The organism is Pararhizobium sp. LjRoot255 (assembly GCF_964252905.1).
Classification (GTDB): domain Bacteria; phylum Pseudomonadota; class Alphaproteobacteria; order Rhizobiales; family Rhizobiaceae; genus Pararhizobium.
Genome location: NZ_CAXUPQ020000001.1, coordinates 413,400 through 430,094 on the forward strand (window position 1 = coordinate 413,400; position 16,695 = coordinate 430,094).

Consider the following 16,695-nt stretch of genomic DNA (forward strand, 5'->3'; position numbering starts at 1 on the left):
GGTGGGATGGACCCCTCGGGTCAAGCCCGAGAATGACGACTTTTGCGGCGTCTCAGGTCCGGGGACGACCACTGGGGGGATCTAGCCAATAGCATCCTACCACTGGAGTGGCCTCGGCCCGCACCCCCTCCGTCATCCTCGGGCTTGACCCGAGGATCCACTCCCAAGCATCATCAGCGCATGGCGGGCTACGTCTACATCGTCACCAACCACAAGCGAGGAACGCTTTACATCGGCGTGACCTCCGATCTCGAACGCCGCATCTTCGAGCATCGTGAAGGCACGACGCCCGGATTCACCGCCAAATATGGCTGCAGGCAACTCGTCTGGTATGAAGAGCACGGATCGATTGGTACTGCGATCCAGCGGGAGAAGTCGCTCAAGCGATGGTATCGGCAGTGGAAGATCGAATTGATCGAGGCGATGAATCCGGACTGGCGGGATTTGTATTATGAGCTTTGGTAGGCTTGAGGATGGATCCTCGGGTCATCCCCGGGTTAAACCCGAGGACGAGGATGACGACCTTGAGGAGGGCGATGGGCCCTGACATTGGGGAGGGCGATGGGCACTCCTGACATTGGGGCATGGCGCGATCTGTATCGAGAGCTTTGGTAGGCTTGGGGATGGATCCTCGGGTCAAGCCCGAGGATGACGACCTTGAGTAATGACGGGCCGGAAGCCTTCGGGGTAAAATCAATAGAAAACGTCCGACCACCGGAGTTACTAAGTTTTCTGCGCCAAACCCCTCCCCTCCGTCATCCTCGGGCTTGACCCGAGGATCCATCTCCCCAGATGCCCCGGAGAATTTGCGTCGGCAGCGATTGCGTCTGGATCCTCGGGTCAAGCCCGAGGATGACGAGCAAGAGGCAGCAGCGACCTTCTCAAGCCGGATGAGAATGCCCTCAGACCGCTGCGGAGTGCCCGGCTGCCTCTCCTGTCAGTGCATCATCGCCAGCGCTGCGGTGAAGAAATCCTCGCCGCCGAAGTTTCCGGATTTCAGCGCCAGGAGCATGTCGCCCTGTGCATTGCCGACCGTGCGCAGCACCGGCACGCCCGGCGCGATCTCCGGGCCGATCAGGAAGGCGGGGATGGCGAGCCTGTCGACCGCGGCACCGGAGGTTTCGCCACCGGCAACAACCAGGCGGCGCACGCCTCTTGCCACCAGTTCGGCGGCGAGGACCGACGTCGCCGTTTCGATCGCGTGGCCCGAAGCCTCACGACCATATTGCGATTGCAGCCGCGACACGGTTTCCGGCGACGCGCTCGCGGCGACGGCGACGGGCCCGGCGGAAATGCGATCTCCGGCCCAGGAAATCGCCGCGGAAATCTCGTCCGGGCCGGCAAGCAGTTTTTCCGGGTCGAGCCGCAGGACGGGCATCGAGCGTTCGGCGACTTCGAGCTGCCGCAGCGTCGCCCTGGAGCAACTACCGGCAACGATCGCCGAAAGCCCGCCGACGGGGCGAATGGCGTCGGCCGTTTTTGCGGCTCCGGAAGGTACCTGGCCGGAGCGGACGAGCGCGCGGGCAAGGCCGAGGCCGAGGCCCGATGCGCCGGTGGATACCGGCGTTTCGAGCGCGATCTCGCCGAGCGTTTCAAGATCCCGTTCGAAGATCGCATCGGCGATGGCCGCGGTGACGCCGGTCGTGCGCAGGGTATCGAGCCTCGCCTTGACGGCGTCGGGTCCGGCCGCGACGGCACCAAGATCGACAAGCCCGATGGCGCCACGCGATTGTCGGGCGAGAACCCGCACCAGATTGGCGTCATGCATCGGGTTGAGGGGATGATCCTTGAGCGGACTTTCGTTCAGCGGCTGTCCGCCGACGAAGAGATGGCCGAAATAGACGGTGCGTCCCGTTTCCGGAAAGGCGGGCGTCACCAGCACCAGACCGCCGCCGGCAGCAGCGCTCAGAGCCTCCGTCACCGGACCGATATTGCCGGCATCGGTGGAATCGAACGTCGAGCAGACCTTGTAAAGCACATGGGCCGCGCCGCGCTCGCGCAGCCATCGGTCGGCTTGCGTCGCCGCAGCCACGGCGTCGGCGGCCGCAACCGAGCGGATTTTCAAGGAGACGACGACCGCGTCGACATCAGGCAACGCCAGGGACGAATCGAGAATGCCGACCGTCTGCACGGTGCGAAGGCCGTTCCTCGTCAGCGTGTTGGCAAGGTCTGACGCGCCGGTGTAATCGTCGGCAATCGATCCAAGCAGAATGGTCATCAGCTAGCTCCGTGCAAAAGGTCTGAACCAGTCGAGGCCGTCCAGCGTGTGGCCCCGGGGGATGTATTCGCAGCCGACAAAGCCGCCGTAACCGAGCCTGTCGATTTCCTCAAACAGATAGGGATAGTTCAACTCCTCCCCATCCGGCTCGTTGCGTGACGGCACGCTGGCAATCTGGATATGGCCGGTGATCGGCATGAGGCGGCGCAAGGCCATCGTTATGTCGCCATGGATGATCTGGCGGTGATAGATGTCGAACTGGAGCTTCAGGTTGGGCAGGCCGAGTTCCGCGATCAGCCGCTCGGCGGCGCCGAAATCATTGAGGAAATATCCCGGCATGTTTCGGCCGTTGATCGGCTCAAGCAGAAGGTCGATGCCTTTTTCCGCAAGCCGCCCGGCGGTGTAGGCGACGGAGCGGCGGTAAGATGAGGCGGCGTCCTGGTCGTGAGGATCGGCAAGACCCGCCATCAGATGCAATCGCTTCACACCCGTCGCTGCCGCATAGTCCAGCGCCCGTTCCACGTCCGACTTCAAACCGTCGAACCGTCCGGGAAGCGCCGCGATGCCGCGCTCGCCGGCTGCCCAGTCGCCCGGCGGCAGGTTGAACAAGGCCTGCTGCAGATTGTTGCGGGCAAGCCGTTCGGCGATTGCCTCGGGTGCGGCTTCGTAGGGAAAGAGATATTCGACGGCGGCAAAGCCGGCATCGGCCGCGGCGTCGAAGCGGTCGAGAAACGCCCATTCGTTGAACATCATCGTCAGGTTGGCGGCGAAAACCGGCATGGTGGCGTTCCTTTTACAGGCTCTGCGGCTCTTCGGCCGCACCGGGCAATGCTGCGCCCGAGAGCTGGGCGTAGAGGCGCGCGAGCGAGGAATCGTCATCACGGCCCATGCCGGCACCCGAGGCGGCGAGATACATCTGCAGGGCCGCGGCCGCCAGTGGCACCGGATAGCGCTCGGAGCGGGCCATGTCCTGGACAATGCCAAGGTCCTTGACGAAAATCTCGATGCTGCTGAGCGGAGTATAGTCTCCGGCCAGCACATGCGGCACGCGGTTTTCGAACATCCACGAATTGCCGGCCGAGGCGGTGATCACCTCATAGACCTTGTCGAGATCGAGGCCCTGCTTTGCAGCAAAGGTTATGGCCTCGCAGGCGGCCGCGATGTGCACCCCGGCGAGAAGCTGGTTGATCATCTTGAAGGCGGCACCGGTCCCCGCCGCGTCGCCGAGCTCGTAGACCTTGCCGGCCATGGCGTCGAGACCCGGACGGGCCGTGTCGAACGCCTGTCTGGAGCCGGATGCCATGATCGTCAGTGCGCCGCTCGCCGCCTTGGCCGCGCCGCCCGAAATCGGCGCATCGAGATAATACAGGCCGAGAGCCTCCACCCGTTGCGCCAGATCGCGCGCGACGGCGGGATCCATGGTTGCCGAGGAGATGAAGACGGCACCGGGCTTCATCGTGCCGGCGACACCGTCGGGGCCGAACAGCACTGCCTCGGTCTGCGCGCCGTTGACGACCACGGAGACGACAATGTCGGCGTCCTTTGCAGCACCGGCGGGTGTCGCTGCGCCACGACCACCCTCGGCGACGAAGCGATCCACCGCCGCGGGCGTGATGTCATAGCCAACGACGTCGAGACCTGCGCGCTTCATCGACCGGGCCATTCCGAGCCCCATGGAGCCAAGGCCGATGACGGCCGCGACAACAGCGGACCCTGAGTTTTCAGCAAGCGGTGACATGACGATGTTCTCCAGTCTTGTGAGGAAGGTCTGCGCCCCTCCGGGACGGCACCCGGAGGGGCTGTGGTTTAGCGATTGACGGTTTTCGCTGGAACCGTCAACACGGCCAGCGAACCAATGACCAGCGCTGCCGCCAGAAGATACATGCCGGCGCTGTTGGTGCCGGTGAGGTCTTTCAGATAGCCTACCAGGAACGGCCCGAGGAAGCCTGCAAGATTGCCGACCGAATTGATCCACGCAATGCCGGCCGCAGCCCCAGTACCCGCAAGAAAAGCCGTCGGAAGCGACCAGAAGAGCGGCGCGCAGCTGATGGCGCCGGCAGCGGCCAGCGAGAGGCAGACGATCGAGACCGTCGTGCTCGTTGCCATGGTCGCCGCGACAAAACCGCCGGCGGCGATGAGCGCGGGGACGACAAGGTGCCACCGCCGTTCGCGCAGCCGGTCGGCGGAGCGTCCGAGCGCCAGCATGGCGACGAAGGTGCAGATATAGGGGATCGCGGAAATCAGGCCGATATTGAGGTTTCCGGCGACACCCGAGGCCTTGACGATCGACGGCATCCAGAAATTCAGGCCGTATTGGCCAAGCACGAAGCAGAAATAGATCAAGCACATCAGCCAGACGCGGCGGTCCGTCAGGGTTCCGGCAATGCTGTGGGGACTAGAGACCTTGGCCCGGTTCTCCGCCTCGACATTGGCCGTCAGCACGCTTTTTTCCTCATCGCTCAGCCACTTCGCGCCGCGGATCGTGTCGTCGAGGTAGAAGAACGTGGCGACACCGAAGAGGATGGCGGGAATGGCCTCTATCAGGAACATCCATTGCCAGCCGGAAAGACCGTGCGTGCCGTGGAAGCTGTCCATCAAGAGGCCCGAAAGCGGATTGCCGAAAATGGCGGATATCGGGATCGCCGACATGAAGGTGGTGATGATCCTGGCGCGGCGATTAGCCGGATACCAGGCGGTCAGATAGAGTATGATGCCGGGGAAAAATCCGGCTTCGGCAACGCCCAGCAGAAAACGCAGGACATAGAAGACGGTTTCGGACGAGGTGAACATGAACCCGGCGGAAATGATGCCCCAGGTGATCATGATACGGGCGATCCACACCCGCGCGCCCACCTTGTTCATGATGACGTTGCTCGGCACCTCAAACAGAAAATAACCGATGAAGAAAATGCCTGCGCCGATGCCATAGGCCGCTTCCGAGAGGCCGAGTTCGCTCGACATCTGCAGCTTGGCGAAGCCGACATTGACTCGGTCGAGATAGGCTACCACGTAGCACAGCATCAAAAATGGCACGATCCGCCAAAATACCTTGCCATAGGCACGGTCTTCCAGCGCCTGTGCGGCGTACACGCCATCGACTGGCGCCTGCGTTTGCAGCGTCATGATTTTCTCCTCCAGTTGTTGCCGCGGCCTCCTGTCGGTCCTCCCGCGGTCACGCCAAGCCATGCTTTGGCAGCGCTGCCATATTCATTAATCCATTTTGGCAGCGCTGCCAACAGTAAATTGGTAGCGCTGCCAAAAAAACCTTGCTTCTTGGCTCGAGCGGTGAAAAATGGTCATGGCGCGGTCTTGGAGTGGTCATGCCGCCACTGAGGCAGCGTCCAGAGCTGAGTTCAAAAGTGACGATGGAATTCAAACATCAGGCGACGGTAACGCTTGCCGAGGTCGCAGAAGCGGCCGGCGTCGGCGAGAGCACTGTGTCACGCGTGCTGCGCAACCACGGCTCGTTTTCCGGCAAGACGCGCGACCGGGTGATGGCCGCGGTCGAGCGGCTGGGCTATGTGCCGAACCGGATCGCAGGAACGCTTGCCTCGACCGGTTCGCGTCTCGTCGCCTTCGTCATTCCCTCGCTGTCCAACATCGTCTTTCCCGATGTGCTGCGCGGCGCCAGCGCCATTCTCGAGGAAAACCGGTACCAGGCGGTTTTCTCCGTCACCGACTATGATCCCGACAAGGAGGAAGCGCTTGCCGCCGCGATGCTCGCCTGGCGGCCGGCGGCCGTGATGCTGGCGGGATACGAGCACACCGGCGGCACCGTGAAGATGCTGCGCGCAAGCGGTTGCCGAATCGTTGAAATGCTCGACGTCGACGGTGATGCGCTCGATCTGGCGGTCGGTTTCTCCAACCGTGCGGCCGGCCGCGAAAGTGCCGCCTTCCTGCTCAAGCGGGGCTATCGCCGGATCGGCTATGTCGGTCACGACCTGAACCGCGACACCCGCGCCGGCAAGCGGTTTTCCAGCTTTTGCGAAACGCTCGGCGCGCATGATGCCCCCCTCGCCGACCGGGAAATTCTCGCCGGGGCATCATCCGTGGAGAACGGCAGGCTGGGGCTGGAGCGGCTGCTCGCCCGAGCCCCCGAACTCGATGCGGTCTATTTCTCGAACGACGACATGGCGCTTGGCGGTTATTTTCACTGTCTGGCGCGGGGGATTTCGATCCCCTCCGAGCTTGCCATATTCGGCTACAACGGCCTCGATATCGGCCGCGCGACGCCGCAGCCGCTTTCGACCATCCGCACGCCGCGCGTGGCGACCGGTCAGGTGGCGGCACAGCTTGTCGTCACCAATGCGCCACCCCAGGTCGTCGATCTCGGTTTCGAACTGATCGAAGGGGCAACCGCCTGATGCATGTCGCCCAAAAGTGTGCAGCGGTTTTGGGGGAACGACATGCATGAAAACAAAGAGATAAAGCGCATCGCATGAATCTGTTTTAGTGCGATGCGCTTTAGTACTGGAGGAATTGTCATGTCCGACGCGCGTCTGCGTGAGGAAATCTGCCGCTACGGCCGCTCGCTGTTCGAACGCGGGCTGACGCCCGGTTCGTCGGGTAATATATCGCTGCGACTGGAGGACGGCGGCTGGCTGGTGACGCCGACCAACGCCTCGCTCGGTTTTCTCGACCCGGCCCGGATCTCACGGCTGGATGCTGGAGGCCGGCTCCTGTCCGGTGACAAGCCGACAAAGGAAATTCCGCTTCACACCGCGCTCTACGACACGCGCGGCAGCGCCCGCGCCATCGTCCATCTTCACTCCACCCACGCGGTGGCGCTGACCATGCTGCCGGAAATCGATCCGCGCGCCGCCCTGCCGCCGATGACGCCCTATTATCTCATGCGTGCCGGCGAGACCGCGCTGGTGCCCTATTACCGTCCTGGCGATCCGGCAGTGGCCGACGCGATCCGCGGGCTGGCGGGCAAATATTCGTCGGTGCTTCTGGCCAATCACGGGCCGGTCGTCGCCGGCGACAGCCTGGAGGCGGCGGTTTTCGCGACCGAGGAGTTGGAGGAGACCGCGAAGCTCTATCTGCTGCTGCGCAATCTCAACCCCCGTTATCTCAGCCCGGCGCAGGTCAACGATCTCACCAAGACCTTCGGTCTCGACCTGCCGTCGCATCACGACCACGACCACGATTGAACGCGCTACTGCACGACAGCATCGAAATACCCCCCTCTGTCACTTCGTGACATCTCCCCCTCAAGGGGGGAGATCGGGAGCAGGAGGCCAGCTCCACGCCAATCTCCCCCCTTGAGGGGGAGATGCCCGGCAGGGCAGAGGGGGGTGTGGCCGCCACCGTCATATTTGACGCGCGGCGCTGTATAGCCTGAAACGGGCACTCATTCCTTCACCGCCCCGGTCATGGACGAGACGTAATAATCGACGAAGAAGGAATACAGGATCACCACCGGCAGCGAGCCGAACAGCGCGCCCGCCATCAGCGCGCCCCATTCGAACACGTCACCGCGAACCAGTTCCGTCAGCACGCCGACGGGCACGGTCTTGTTTTCCGAAGACTGGATGAAGGTCAGCGCATAGATGAATTCGTTCCAGGACAGCGTGAAGGCAAAGATGCCGGCCGATATCAGTCCGGGGACGGCAAGCGGCAGGATGATCTTGATCAAGATCTGCCAGCGCGTTGCGCCGTCCACCAGTGCGCTCTCCTCGAGCTCGAACGGGATCGACCGGAAATAGCCCATCAGCAGCCAGGTGCAGAAGGGGATGAGGAAGGTCGGATAGGTGAAGATCAGCGCCAGCCTGGAATCGTAGATGCCGAACTTGAAGACGATGAAGGCCAGCGGAATGAACAGGATCGAGGGCGGCACGAGATAGGCGAGGAAGATCATCAGGCCCACCGGCCGCGAGCCCGAAAACCGTACCCGCTCGATCGCGTAGGCCGCAAACACGGATGCCGCCAGCGAAAGGAATGTCGCGCAGGTCGCCACCAGCATCGTGTTCCACAGCCAGCCCGGATAGGAGGTCTCGAACAGCAGGTACTTGATATGGTCAAGCGTCGGCCCGACCACCCAGAAGGGGCTGTAATTGTTGTAGTCGGTCAGCTGCGAATTCGGCTTAATCGCGGTGATCGCCATCCAGTAGAATGGAAAGAGCAGGACGAAAACGAACACCGCCATCGGCAAATAAACCATCACGATCCTGCGCGGCAGGCGGTTGAGATAGGTCATACCCTGTACGTCGTCGGTCAGAACGGCATCTTCGGATTTCACGGTCATCGTCATTCTCCCCAATCAATCCTGGCCGCCCTGCTGCCATTTGCGGCGTTGCAGACCGAAGAAGCTGAACATGATGGCGGCAAGCAGGAAGGGGATCATCGCGACGGCGATCGCCGCCCCCTCGCCCAGCTGTCCGCCGGGAATGCCGCGCTGGAACGAGAGCGTCGCCATCAGATGCGTCGCATTGACCGGCCCGCCCTTGGTGAGCACATAAATGAGCTGGAAGTCGGTGAAGGTGAACAATACCGAGAACGTCATGACGACGGCAATGATCGGCGTCAGCATCGGCAGCGTCACATAGCGGAAGCGCTGCCAGCTCGTCGCACCGTCCAGCGACGCCGCCTCCTGCAGCGAGGCCGGAATGGTCTGTAGACCAGCCAGCAACGAAATGGCGACGAAGGGAATGCCGCGCCAGACATTGGCGGCGATGACCGAGGCCCGGGCATTGATCGGATCGCCGAGGAAGTTGATCGGGCTGTCGATCACGCCGAGCTGCATCAGCGACCAGGAGATGATCGAGAACTGCGCATCGTAGATCCACCAGAAGGCCAGCGCCGAAAGCACGGTCGGAACCACCCAGGGCAAAAGCACGATCGCCCGGAAGAACGACTTGAACGGCAGGTTTTCATTCAACAGCAACGCCAGCCAGAGCCCGAAGACGAATTTCAGGATCGACGCCACGACCGTGTAGAGAAGCGTGTTGAAGACCGAGAGCCAGAAGACCGAGTCTTCGGCCAGGAATACGTAGTTTTCGAGCCCGATGAACACCCCGTCGCGGCCGATGCGCGTATCGGTGAAGCCGAGCCAGACGCCGAGACCGAGCGGATAGGTCAGGAAGCAGACAAGGAAGACGGCGGCCGGAAGCATGAACAGGAAACCGATCATGTTCCTGTTCTGCATGAGCGAGGCCATCGCGGATGGCGGCTTCCTGGATGACACTGAGGACATCGGACATCTCCCGTAAAGCGAATTGGGGAACGGCTATCGGCGGCATTTCCGCCGATAGCCAGTCTCAGCGGCCCATGCGGGCCGCCTTGGAATCTAGACCCTGTAGTAGCGGTTTGCCCGGCGCTCAGCCTCGACAATCGCCTCTTCCGGCGTCATCTGCCCCGTGACGGCGCTGGCGAACATGTCGACCAGCACATAGTCGGCCATCACGCCGGCGGACGCGTAGCCGAGCGGTCCGGCATAGCCGTTCGGCCGCAGCGTTTCCGAGGCGCGCGCATAGGGCGCGTGGATCGGGTCGGACGTCCAGACTGGATTGTCGGCGAAAGCCTTGAGGGGCTGGCAGCAATAGGCACTGGAGCCCGTGATCCAGGCATTCATCTGATCGGCCTCCATCATGAACTTGATGTAGGCCTTGGCCGCTTCCGGATATTTCGTGTGGTTGAACAAGAGCAGCGAACTCGTCTGGTGCAGCTCGACGCTCTGGCCGACCGGGCCTATCGGGAAGTTCGTCGTACGGATATCGGCCGAGAGTTCCGCCATCGCCGGGTCTTTTTTCGACGCATAATAGAGCGAGACGCCGTTTGCCGTCAGCGATATCTGGCCGGCGAGGAAGGCGCGGTTGTTGTTGATGTCGAGCCAGCTCTCGGTGCCCGGAATGAAGGTCTCGTACAGCGCCTTGGCATAGTTGATCGCCTTCAGCGTCTCGGGGCTGTTGATGGCGACCTTGCCGCCCTCGTCGACCATCTTGCCGCCATGGCTCCAGAGCAGCCAATGGGCATAGTTGTTGCCGTCGCCGACGGCCTTGCCGTGCGGGAAGCCGGCCGGCGTTCCCTTGGCCTTCATGGCCTTGCAGAGTTCGAGGAACCCTTCGGTATCCTTCGGGAACTCGCTGAAGCCGGCCGCCTTCATGTGACTGTCACGGTAGCAGACGGCATTGCCGATGGCCGTCAGCGGCATGGCGATGAACTTGTCGTCGCGCGTCGCATAACCCTTCACGCCATCGTACCAGCCGCCATATTTGCCGCCGAGATAATTGGCAAGCTCGGTCAGATCGACGAGCTTGTCGGGATATTGATGGGCGTCATCGAACCAGCACATCACCATATCCGGCCCGGAACCGACATTGGCGGCAACGGCCGCTTTCGGGCGAATGTCCTCCCAGCTTTCCTTGTCGATGCGGACCTCGACGCCGGTCGCCTCAGTGAATTTCGCCGTATTCGCCAGCCATGCATCCTCGTCCCCCTTGACGAAGGGTGTCCAGCGCAACAGCCTGAGGCTCGCCCCTTCCTCCGGCTTGTAGGCCGGCTCCGCACCTTGGGCGAAAGACGGGCGGATGCCGAAAGGCGAAAGGCCGGCGATGCCGGCGAGTGCTGCGGATGCGGTGAGAAATTCGCGTCTCTTGAAAGTCATAATGCTCCTCCTGTGACACGGGACATCATCCTTTCAGGCACCCGCCGTCCCGTTTTGGCGAATGCTGCAACAGAGGCTTCCGGCATTGCCGGAAACGTCGACCCGGAACCGGATGCGACAGGGCTCCTCTCCCGACGCAGCGGCAAAGCGGGGCGGTGTCAGTCGGTCAGCCGCACTCCCGTTTCTGCGTCGAACAGGTGCACGTGAGCGGCATCGATCGACAGATGGATCGCCTCCCCCGGTTTCGCGGTCACGCGCTCGCGGAAAACGCAGGTGACGTCGGTGCCGCCGAAGCGCACGATCAACTGCGTCTCGTAGCCGGTGGGCTCGATCACCGCGACGTTCACGGGAAACCCGTTCGGGTCGAGCGACATGTATTCCGGCCGCAGACCGTAGATCAGATCGCGCCCTCTTGCCGCCGACGGCGGCCGCGCGACCGGCAGTGCCATGCCGTCGGTTGCGATGAAGCTGTTCGGATTTTGCGGATCGAGCCTGCCCTTGATCATGTTCATCGCCGGCGAGCCGATAAAACCGGCGACGAAAAGATTGGCGGGACTGTCGTAAAGCTCGAGCGGCGCGCCGATCTGCTCGACGATGCCGTCATGCATGACGACGATCTTGTCGGCCATGGTCATCGCTTCGATCTGGTCATGCGTGACATAGACGGTGGTCGTCTTCAGCCGCTGGTGCAATTCCTTGATCTCGGCGCGCATTGCCACGCGCAGTTTCGCATCGAGGTTGGACAACGGCTCGTCGAAGAGAAACACCTGCGGATCGCGCACGATCGCCCTGCCCATCGCCACGCGCTGGCGCTGGCCGCCGGAGAGCTGGCGCGGATAGCGGTCGAGCAGTTTGGTAAGCCCCAGAATTCCAGCCGCGATGCCGACACGCTTGTCGATCTCGGCTTTCGGAGAGCCGTTCAGCATCAGCGAGAAGGCCATATTGTCGGCGACCGTCATATGCGGGTAAAGCGCATAGTTCTGGAACACCATGGCGATGTCCCGATCCTTGGGCGGCAGCGCGTTGACCACCTTGTCGCCAATGCGGATTTCGCCGGCGGAAATGTTTTCGAGACCCGCCAGCATTCTCAGAAGCGTCGACTTCCCGCACCCGGACGGACCGACAAGGATGACGAATTCGCCGTCCTCGATTTCGATATTCACGCCCTTGATGACGGGAAAGGCTCCGAATGATTTTCTGACATCGACGAAATCTACGCCTGCCATATGCATTCCTCCAATATGAATTTCATCTGAAATCGGCGGATTGTCCGGCGGCCTCTCCTCATGCCGTTCTCGGACATCCTCCGGTTCCGTCTCGACTGCCCTTAACCCCGCCCGACCAGCGGCATCTTCGTCGCCATCACCGTCATCGTCAGCACGTTGGCCTCCAGCGGCAGGCTTGCCATATAAACGACAGCCTCGGCGACATGCGCGACCGGGATCGTCGGCTCGCTGGCGGTCTCGCCATTTGCCTGCAATACCCCGGAATTCATCTTTGACGTCATGTCGGTCGCGGCGTTGCCGATGTCGATCTGGCCGCAGGCGATGTCATATTTCCGCCCGTCGAGGGCCGTCGACTTGGTAAGCCCGCTGATCGCATGCTTCGTCGCGGTATAGGGCGCGGAGTTCGGCCGCGGCGTCTGGGCCGAGATCGAACCGTTGTTGATGATCCTCCCACCGCGCGGCACTTGGGCCTTCATCAGCCGGAACGCCTGCTGCGTGCAGAGGAAGGCACCCGTCAGGTTTGCGGCAAGAATGCCGCTCCACTGGTCGAAGGTCACCTCTTCCAGCGGCACGGGCGGCACGTTGGAGCCGGCATTGTTGACCAGGAGATCGAGCCGGCCGAACTCGGTACGGATCGCTTCGAAAAGGCGGGCGACCGCATTGGGATCGCCGATATCGGCCCTGACCGCACGCACAGTGCCGCCCGTGTTCGACGCCATGTCGCTTGCGGCTTTCTCGAGCACCTCGGCGCGCCGGCCGGTGATGACGACGGTGTAGCCCTCCTCGCTCAGGGCTTGTGCGATGCTGCGTCCGACACCGGTGCCGCCGCCCGTCACCAATGCGATCTTGCCGTCGCCGGGCTTAAAACCACGCGCCATTTCAGATCTGTCCTCCGAGCTCGTCTTCGATATGGATCCTGATGATCTCGTCGAAGGTGGTCTCGGCCTTGAAACCGAGTTCGGCCGCGCGCCGCGCATCGAAATCGGCCGGCCAGCCTGACACGATGGAGCGGATAACCGGGTCGGGCTTGCGGCGGATCAACTTGACGGCCTTCTCGCCGGCGGCGCGCCGCAGCGCCTCGATCTCCTCGCCAACGAGGGCGGAAAGGCCGGGCATGGTGAGATTGCGCCTCGGTCCGATCACGGATGTATCCATCCGCGCGGCATGGATGAAGAAGCCGACCGCCGAGCGCGGGCTTGCAAACCAGTGGCGCACATCCTCGTCCACCGGCAACACCGCCTCCTGACCGGCGAGCGGCTCGCGGAGAATATTGGAAAAGAAGCCGGACGCCGCCTTGTTTGGTTTGCCCGGGCGGACGCAGATCGTCGGCAGGCGAATGCCGACGCCGTCGAAAATATCGCGCCTCGAATAGTCGGCGAGGAGCAGCTCGCAGATCGCCTTTTGCGTGCCGTAGCTCGTCAGCGGCGTGGTGAAGAACTCGTCGCCGATCTTGTCCGGGAAAGGCTGCCCGAAAACGGCGATCGACGAGGCAAAGATGACGCGTGGAACGTAGGGCTCCCGCAGCCCTTCATGGCGGATCGCCTCGAAGAGCGCTCGTGTTCCGTCAAGATTGACCTTGTAGCCCTTGTCGAAATCAGCCTCCGCCTCGCCGGAAACGATCGCCGCGAGATGGAAGATCACGCCGGGTCGCGAAGCGACGAGTTTCTCGGCGGCACCGTCCCTTGAGAGATCAAGCGCAAGCGTCGTCGCAACGGCCGACAGCGCCTGCGGCACAGGCGGCTCGATGACATCGACGAGCGTCAGACTGGAAATATCGTAGCCAAGCGCGCCCTCCTCCGCGGCGAATTTTTCCACCAGCTTGCGGCCGACCATCCCGGCTGCTCCTATTACCATGACATGCATTGTCGGCGAACCTCCCTGTCTGCCATCCGGCTATAGCGCCGCGCGGCAAACATGACGCGCAAAGGTCGCTGTAGCACTTTGAAACTGCTGCATAATCTTATCCTTAAATCGAAAGGAATGATGCAGTATGCCGTCCCAGCTTGTCGTCCCGCTCTTGCCTCTTTTCCCGCTTCGGCTGCCCGCTCACGCCAGCAGTTCCTTCGTCGTGTCGTAGATCCGCGTGAGATGGTGACGAAATGCGGCAATTACCGCTTCCCGGTCGCGCCGCTCCAGCGCCTCCACGATCTCGGTGTGATCGTCATAGCTGGCATCGATGGCGCCCGGCCGTGACATTGCGCTGCGCCGGTAGTTCATCATGTAAGTATAGAGATCGGTGACGAAATCAGAGAGCAGCGGGTTTCCGCAGGCCCGGTAGATCGCCACATGGAATTCGCGGTCGCAGATCAGGAAGCGCATGGCGTCATCGCCACAGAGCTTCTGCGCGTCGAGCAGGCTTCTGAGTTTGCTCACGGTGTCTTCATCGACCCTCTCGGCCGCATCGCCGACGATCTTCAGCTCGATATGCAGCCGGGCGGCATGAACATCCTCGAGACCGTAGCTGTCGATGGCATTGGGCGAAGCGATGGTAACGGTGAGATGGCTGAGATCGACATTGCAGACCCGCGTGCGGCTGCCCTGGGACACCTCGACGATGCCGCGCGCGGCAAGCGTCTGGATGGCGCCGCGCACCGTCTCCCGGCTGACATGAAGCACATTGGCGAGTTCGCGCTCACCCGGCAATTCGTCGCCGGGGCGCAGCATGTTGGTCGCAATCAGCACCATCAGCTTTTCGACGATGACATCGCGCGTCGTGCGCCGGTCAAGGCTCTGCCCGACCTTCGGCATCTGCGTGAGTATCGGACTGCCTTCCATCGCCGTCTCCGACTGTCCCACTGGTTGGTCCAGCAGATCAGTTGTGATGGAACTGCCAAAAGCCTGCCGCGTCAAGGCAACTTCGTCGCTGCACTGCATCAAAAATTTGCACGTATCACGTGTACCGCTCGTCGAGCCGGAACGCAAGTTCTTGTTGCGCCCTGGCGGAACGGGTCTGAAAGGCGCGGTCACTACTGCATAATTCGTTAAATCGGAATCGATTTAAGGATAAAATTATGCGGCAGTTTCAAAACGCTACAGCGTCCTTTGCGCGTCAGGTTTGACGCGCAAAGGACGCTGTAGCGCCGAAACCATCGGCCACGTGGCCGACGGCAGTGATCCAAGAGAAGCTCCGCCGCGCCGGACGTTTCAGCCAAGCGGCTCGATGTCCGGCGCGTATTTTCCGGTTACTTGCAGATCGCCGCGGCCAGGAAGCCGCGCATGGCGTCGCCGAAGGGCGGGCGCATCATGTACTCCGCTTCCACCATCTTGCTCTGGCGATAGACCGCGCGCGGATGCGAGAAGGCGAGGAAGCCGAACTTGCCGTGATAGGCTCCCATGCCGGAGTGGCCGACCCCGCCGAAGGGCAGGCCTTCGGCGGTGACATGGCTCATGCAGTCGTTGACCGTCACGCCGCCCGAGGTCGTATTGTTGAGGACGCGGGCCTCCTCTTCCTGATCCTGGCTGAAATAATAGAGAGCGAGCGGGCGCGGCTTGGCATTGATGCGGTCGATGACGTCGGCGATATCGCGGTAGGCAACGACCGGTAGCACAGGCCCGAAGATTTCTTCCTGCAGCACCTGCATCTCCTCCGTGGGGTCGAGGATCAGGGTCGGAGGTATGCGGTGGGCGGATTGCTGCGAGAAATTCTCACCCGCCGGATTGATCTCGATGACGCGCGCGCCCTTGGCGCTTGCATCGTCGATCAGGCCCACGACGCGGGCATGGTGGCGGGCGTTGACGATCGAGGTGTAGTCCGGATTTTCCTTCAGCGCCGGATACATCGCGCCAACCGCTGCGACCGCGTGTTCGGCAAAGGCCTCGACGCTTTCCTCGGGCACATAGACGTAGTCCGGCGCAAGGCAGATCTGGCCGGCGTTCAGCGTCTTGACCGTCATGACGCGGCGCGCCGCATCGGCGAGATCGGCCGAGCGGCCAATGACGACGGGCGACTTGCCGCCGAGTTCAAGCGTCAGCGGCGTCAGGTTCTCCGCCGCCGCGCGCATGACATGGTGGGCGATCGCGGTCCCACCGGTGAAGATCAGGTGGTCGAAGGCAAGGTTCGTAAAGGCCGTGCCGGTGGCCGGGCCGCCCTGGACGACGGCGATTTCCGTTTCGTCGAAAGAGCCGGCGATGAGCTCGGCCATCAGCGCGGCAGAGGCCGGCGTCACCTCGGACGGCTTGATCATGGCGCGGTTGCCGGCGGCGAGAATGCCGGCGAGCGGCGCCAAAGCGAGCTGATAGGGGAAATTCCAGGGGCTGAGGATCCCGACGATCCCTTTCGGCTGATAGACGACCTCTGCCACCGCGTCCGGGAACAATGCCTCGTGCTTTTCCGGCTTCAGCCATTCGGCGACATGGGCCTTGGCATATTTCAGCGAGCCGACGCAGGTGAAGACGTCGAGAAGCAGGCTCGCCTCGACGCTGCGGCTGCCAAAATCCTCCGAAAGGGCCGTGGAGATCGCGTCCTTGTTGTCGACGAGCAGGGCGATGACGCGGTCGATGCGGTCGACGCGGGTTTCGATGCTTGGGGGCCCTTCCTTGAGAAAGGAAGCCCTCTGCCGGGCAAGCAGCGTCTTCATGGCTTCACGACTGGTGTCGGCGGCAGTGATCTGGGTGACGGTGTTCATTGTTTCCTCCCTTGAACGGTG

Annotated in this window: 15 protein-coding genes; 3 read left to right on the forward strand and 12 right to left on the reverse strand. The window is 62.4% G+C overall.

The annotated features are described in order from the left end of the window. The first annotated feature begins 180 nt into the window (after nucleotides 1-180). Nucleotides 181-465 carry a GIY-YIG nuclease family protein gene (locus ACSQ2W_RS02130; RefSeq protein ID WP_436084756.1) on the forward strand — a complete coding sequence of 95 codons (285 nt, stop codon included), beginning with the start codon at nucleotides 181-183 and terminating at the stop codon, nucleotides 463-465. Nucleotides 466-937: 472 nt separating this feature from the next. On the opposite strand, the gene otnK is transcribed toward ACSQ2W_RS02130, so the two are convergent. The 4 genes from otnK to ACSQ2W_RS02150 all read right to left on the reverse strand — a co-directional run bounded on the left by otnK (nucleotide 938) and on the right by ACSQ2W_RS02150 (nucleotide 5,341). Continuing rightward, nucleotides 938-2,218: a 3-oxo-tetronate kinase gene (gene otnK / locus ACSQ2W_RS02135; RefSeq protein WP_436084757.1), complete on the reverse strand. Its 1,281-nt coding sequence runs from the start codon at nucleotides 2,216-2,218 to the stop codon at nucleotides 938-940. 3 nt (nucleotides 2,219-2,221) lie between these two features. After that, entirely contained in the window at nucleotides 2,222-2,998 is a 777-nt protein-coding gene (gene otnI, locus ACSQ2W_RS02140; protein ID WP_436084758.1) for a 2-oxo-tetronate isomerase, read from the reverse strand. Nucleotides 2,999-3,011: 13 nt separating this feature from the next. Further along, a complete protein-coding gene (gene ltnD, locus ACSQ2W_RS02145) occupies nucleotides 3,012-3,956 on the reverse strand; it encodes an L-threonate dehydrogenase (RefSeq protein WP_436084759.1) in 945 nt (314 codons plus the stop codon). Nucleotides 3,957-4,024: 68 nt separating this feature from the next. After that, a complete protein-coding gene (locus tag ACSQ2W_RS02150) occupies nucleotides 4,025-5,341 on the reverse strand; it encodes an MFS transporter (protein WP_436084760.1) in 1,317 nt (438 codons plus the stop codon). 242 nt (nucleotides 5,342-5,583) lie between these two features. Here ACSQ2W_RS02150 and ACSQ2W_RS02155 point away from each other — a divergent pair, with 242 nt between their 5' ends. Both ACSQ2W_RS02155 and otnC read left to right on the forward strand, forming a co-directional pair. After that, the gene (locus ACSQ2W_RS02155; protein WP_436084761.1) at nucleotides 5,584-6,582 is read left to right on the forward strand and encodes a LacI family DNA-binding transcriptional regulator; all 999 of its coding nucleotides are present in this window, start codon (nucleotides 5,584-5,586) and stop codon (nucleotides 6,580-6,582) included. Nucleotides 6,583-6,702: 120 nt separating this feature from the next. Next, nucleotides 6,703-7,371: a 3-oxo-tetronate 4-phosphate decarboxylase gene (otnC, locus tag ACSQ2W_RS02160; protein ID WP_436084762.1), complete on the forward strand. Its 669-nt coding sequence runs from the start codon at nucleotides 6,703-6,705 to the stop codon at nucleotides 7,369-7,371. Nucleotides 7,372-7,571: 200 nt separating this feature from the next. On the opposite strand, the gene ACSQ2W_RS02165 is transcribed toward otnC, so the two are convergent. From ACSQ2W_RS02165 to ACSQ2W_RS02200, 8 genes are all read right to left on the reverse strand, one after another. After that, nucleotides 7,572-8,471: a carbohydrate ABC transporter permease gene (locus tag ACSQ2W_RS02165; protein ID WP_037124318.1), complete on the reverse strand. Its 900-nt coding sequence runs from the start codon at nucleotides 8,469-8,471 to the stop codon at nucleotides 7,572-7,574. Nucleotides 8,472-8,480: 9 nt separating this feature from the next. Next, nucleotides 8,481-9,413, reverse strand: a complete 933-nt coding sequence (locus ACSQ2W_RS02170; protein ID WP_436084763.1) for a carbohydrate ABC transporter permease — start codon at nucleotides 9,411-9,413, stop codon at nucleotides 8,481-8,483. Nucleotides 9,414-9,506: 93 nt separating this feature from the next. Further along, nucleotides 9,507-10,823: an ABC transporter substrate-binding protein gene (locus ACSQ2W_RS02175; RefSeq protein ID WP_436084764.1), complete on the reverse strand. Its 1,317-nt coding sequence runs from the start codon at nucleotides 10,821-10,823 to the stop codon at nucleotides 9,507-9,509. Between the two features lie 158 nt (nucleotides 10,824-10,981). Next, entirely contained in the window at nucleotides 10,982-12,049 is a 1,068-nt protein-coding gene (locus tag ACSQ2W_RS02180; RefSeq protein ID WP_436084765.1) for an ABC transporter ATP-binding protein, read from the reverse strand. 101 nt (nucleotides 12,050-12,150) lie between these two features. Next, nucleotides 12,151-12,927, reverse strand: a complete 777-nt coding sequence (locus ACSQ2W_RS02185; RefSeq protein WP_436084766.1) for an SDR family oxidoreductase — start codon at nucleotides 12,925-12,927, stop codon at nucleotides 12,151-12,153. Nucleotide 12,928: 1 nt separating this feature from the next. Then, on the reverse strand, nucleotides 12,929-13,912 hold the full coding sequence (gene denD / locus ACSQ2W_RS02190; protein ID WP_436084767.1) for a D-erythronate dehydrogenase: 984 nt from the start codon (nucleotides 13,910-13,912) through the stop codon (nucleotides 12,929-12,931). A 183-nt stretch (nucleotides 13,913-14,095) separates the two neighbouring features. Then, on the reverse strand, nucleotides 14,096-14,824 hold the full coding sequence (locus ACSQ2W_RS02195; protein WP_436084768.1) for a FadR/GntR family transcriptional regulator: 729 nt from the start codon (nucleotides 14,822-14,824) through the stop codon (nucleotides 14,096-14,098). 407 nt (nucleotides 14,825-15,231) lie between these two features. Further along, on the reverse strand, nucleotides 15,232-16,674 hold the full coding sequence (locus ACSQ2W_RS02200) for a coniferyl aldehyde dehydrogenase (protein WP_436084769.1): 1,443 nt from the start codon (nucleotides 16,672-16,674) through the stop codon (nucleotides 15,232-15,234). Nucleotides 16,675-16,695 lie beyond the last annotated feature (21 nt).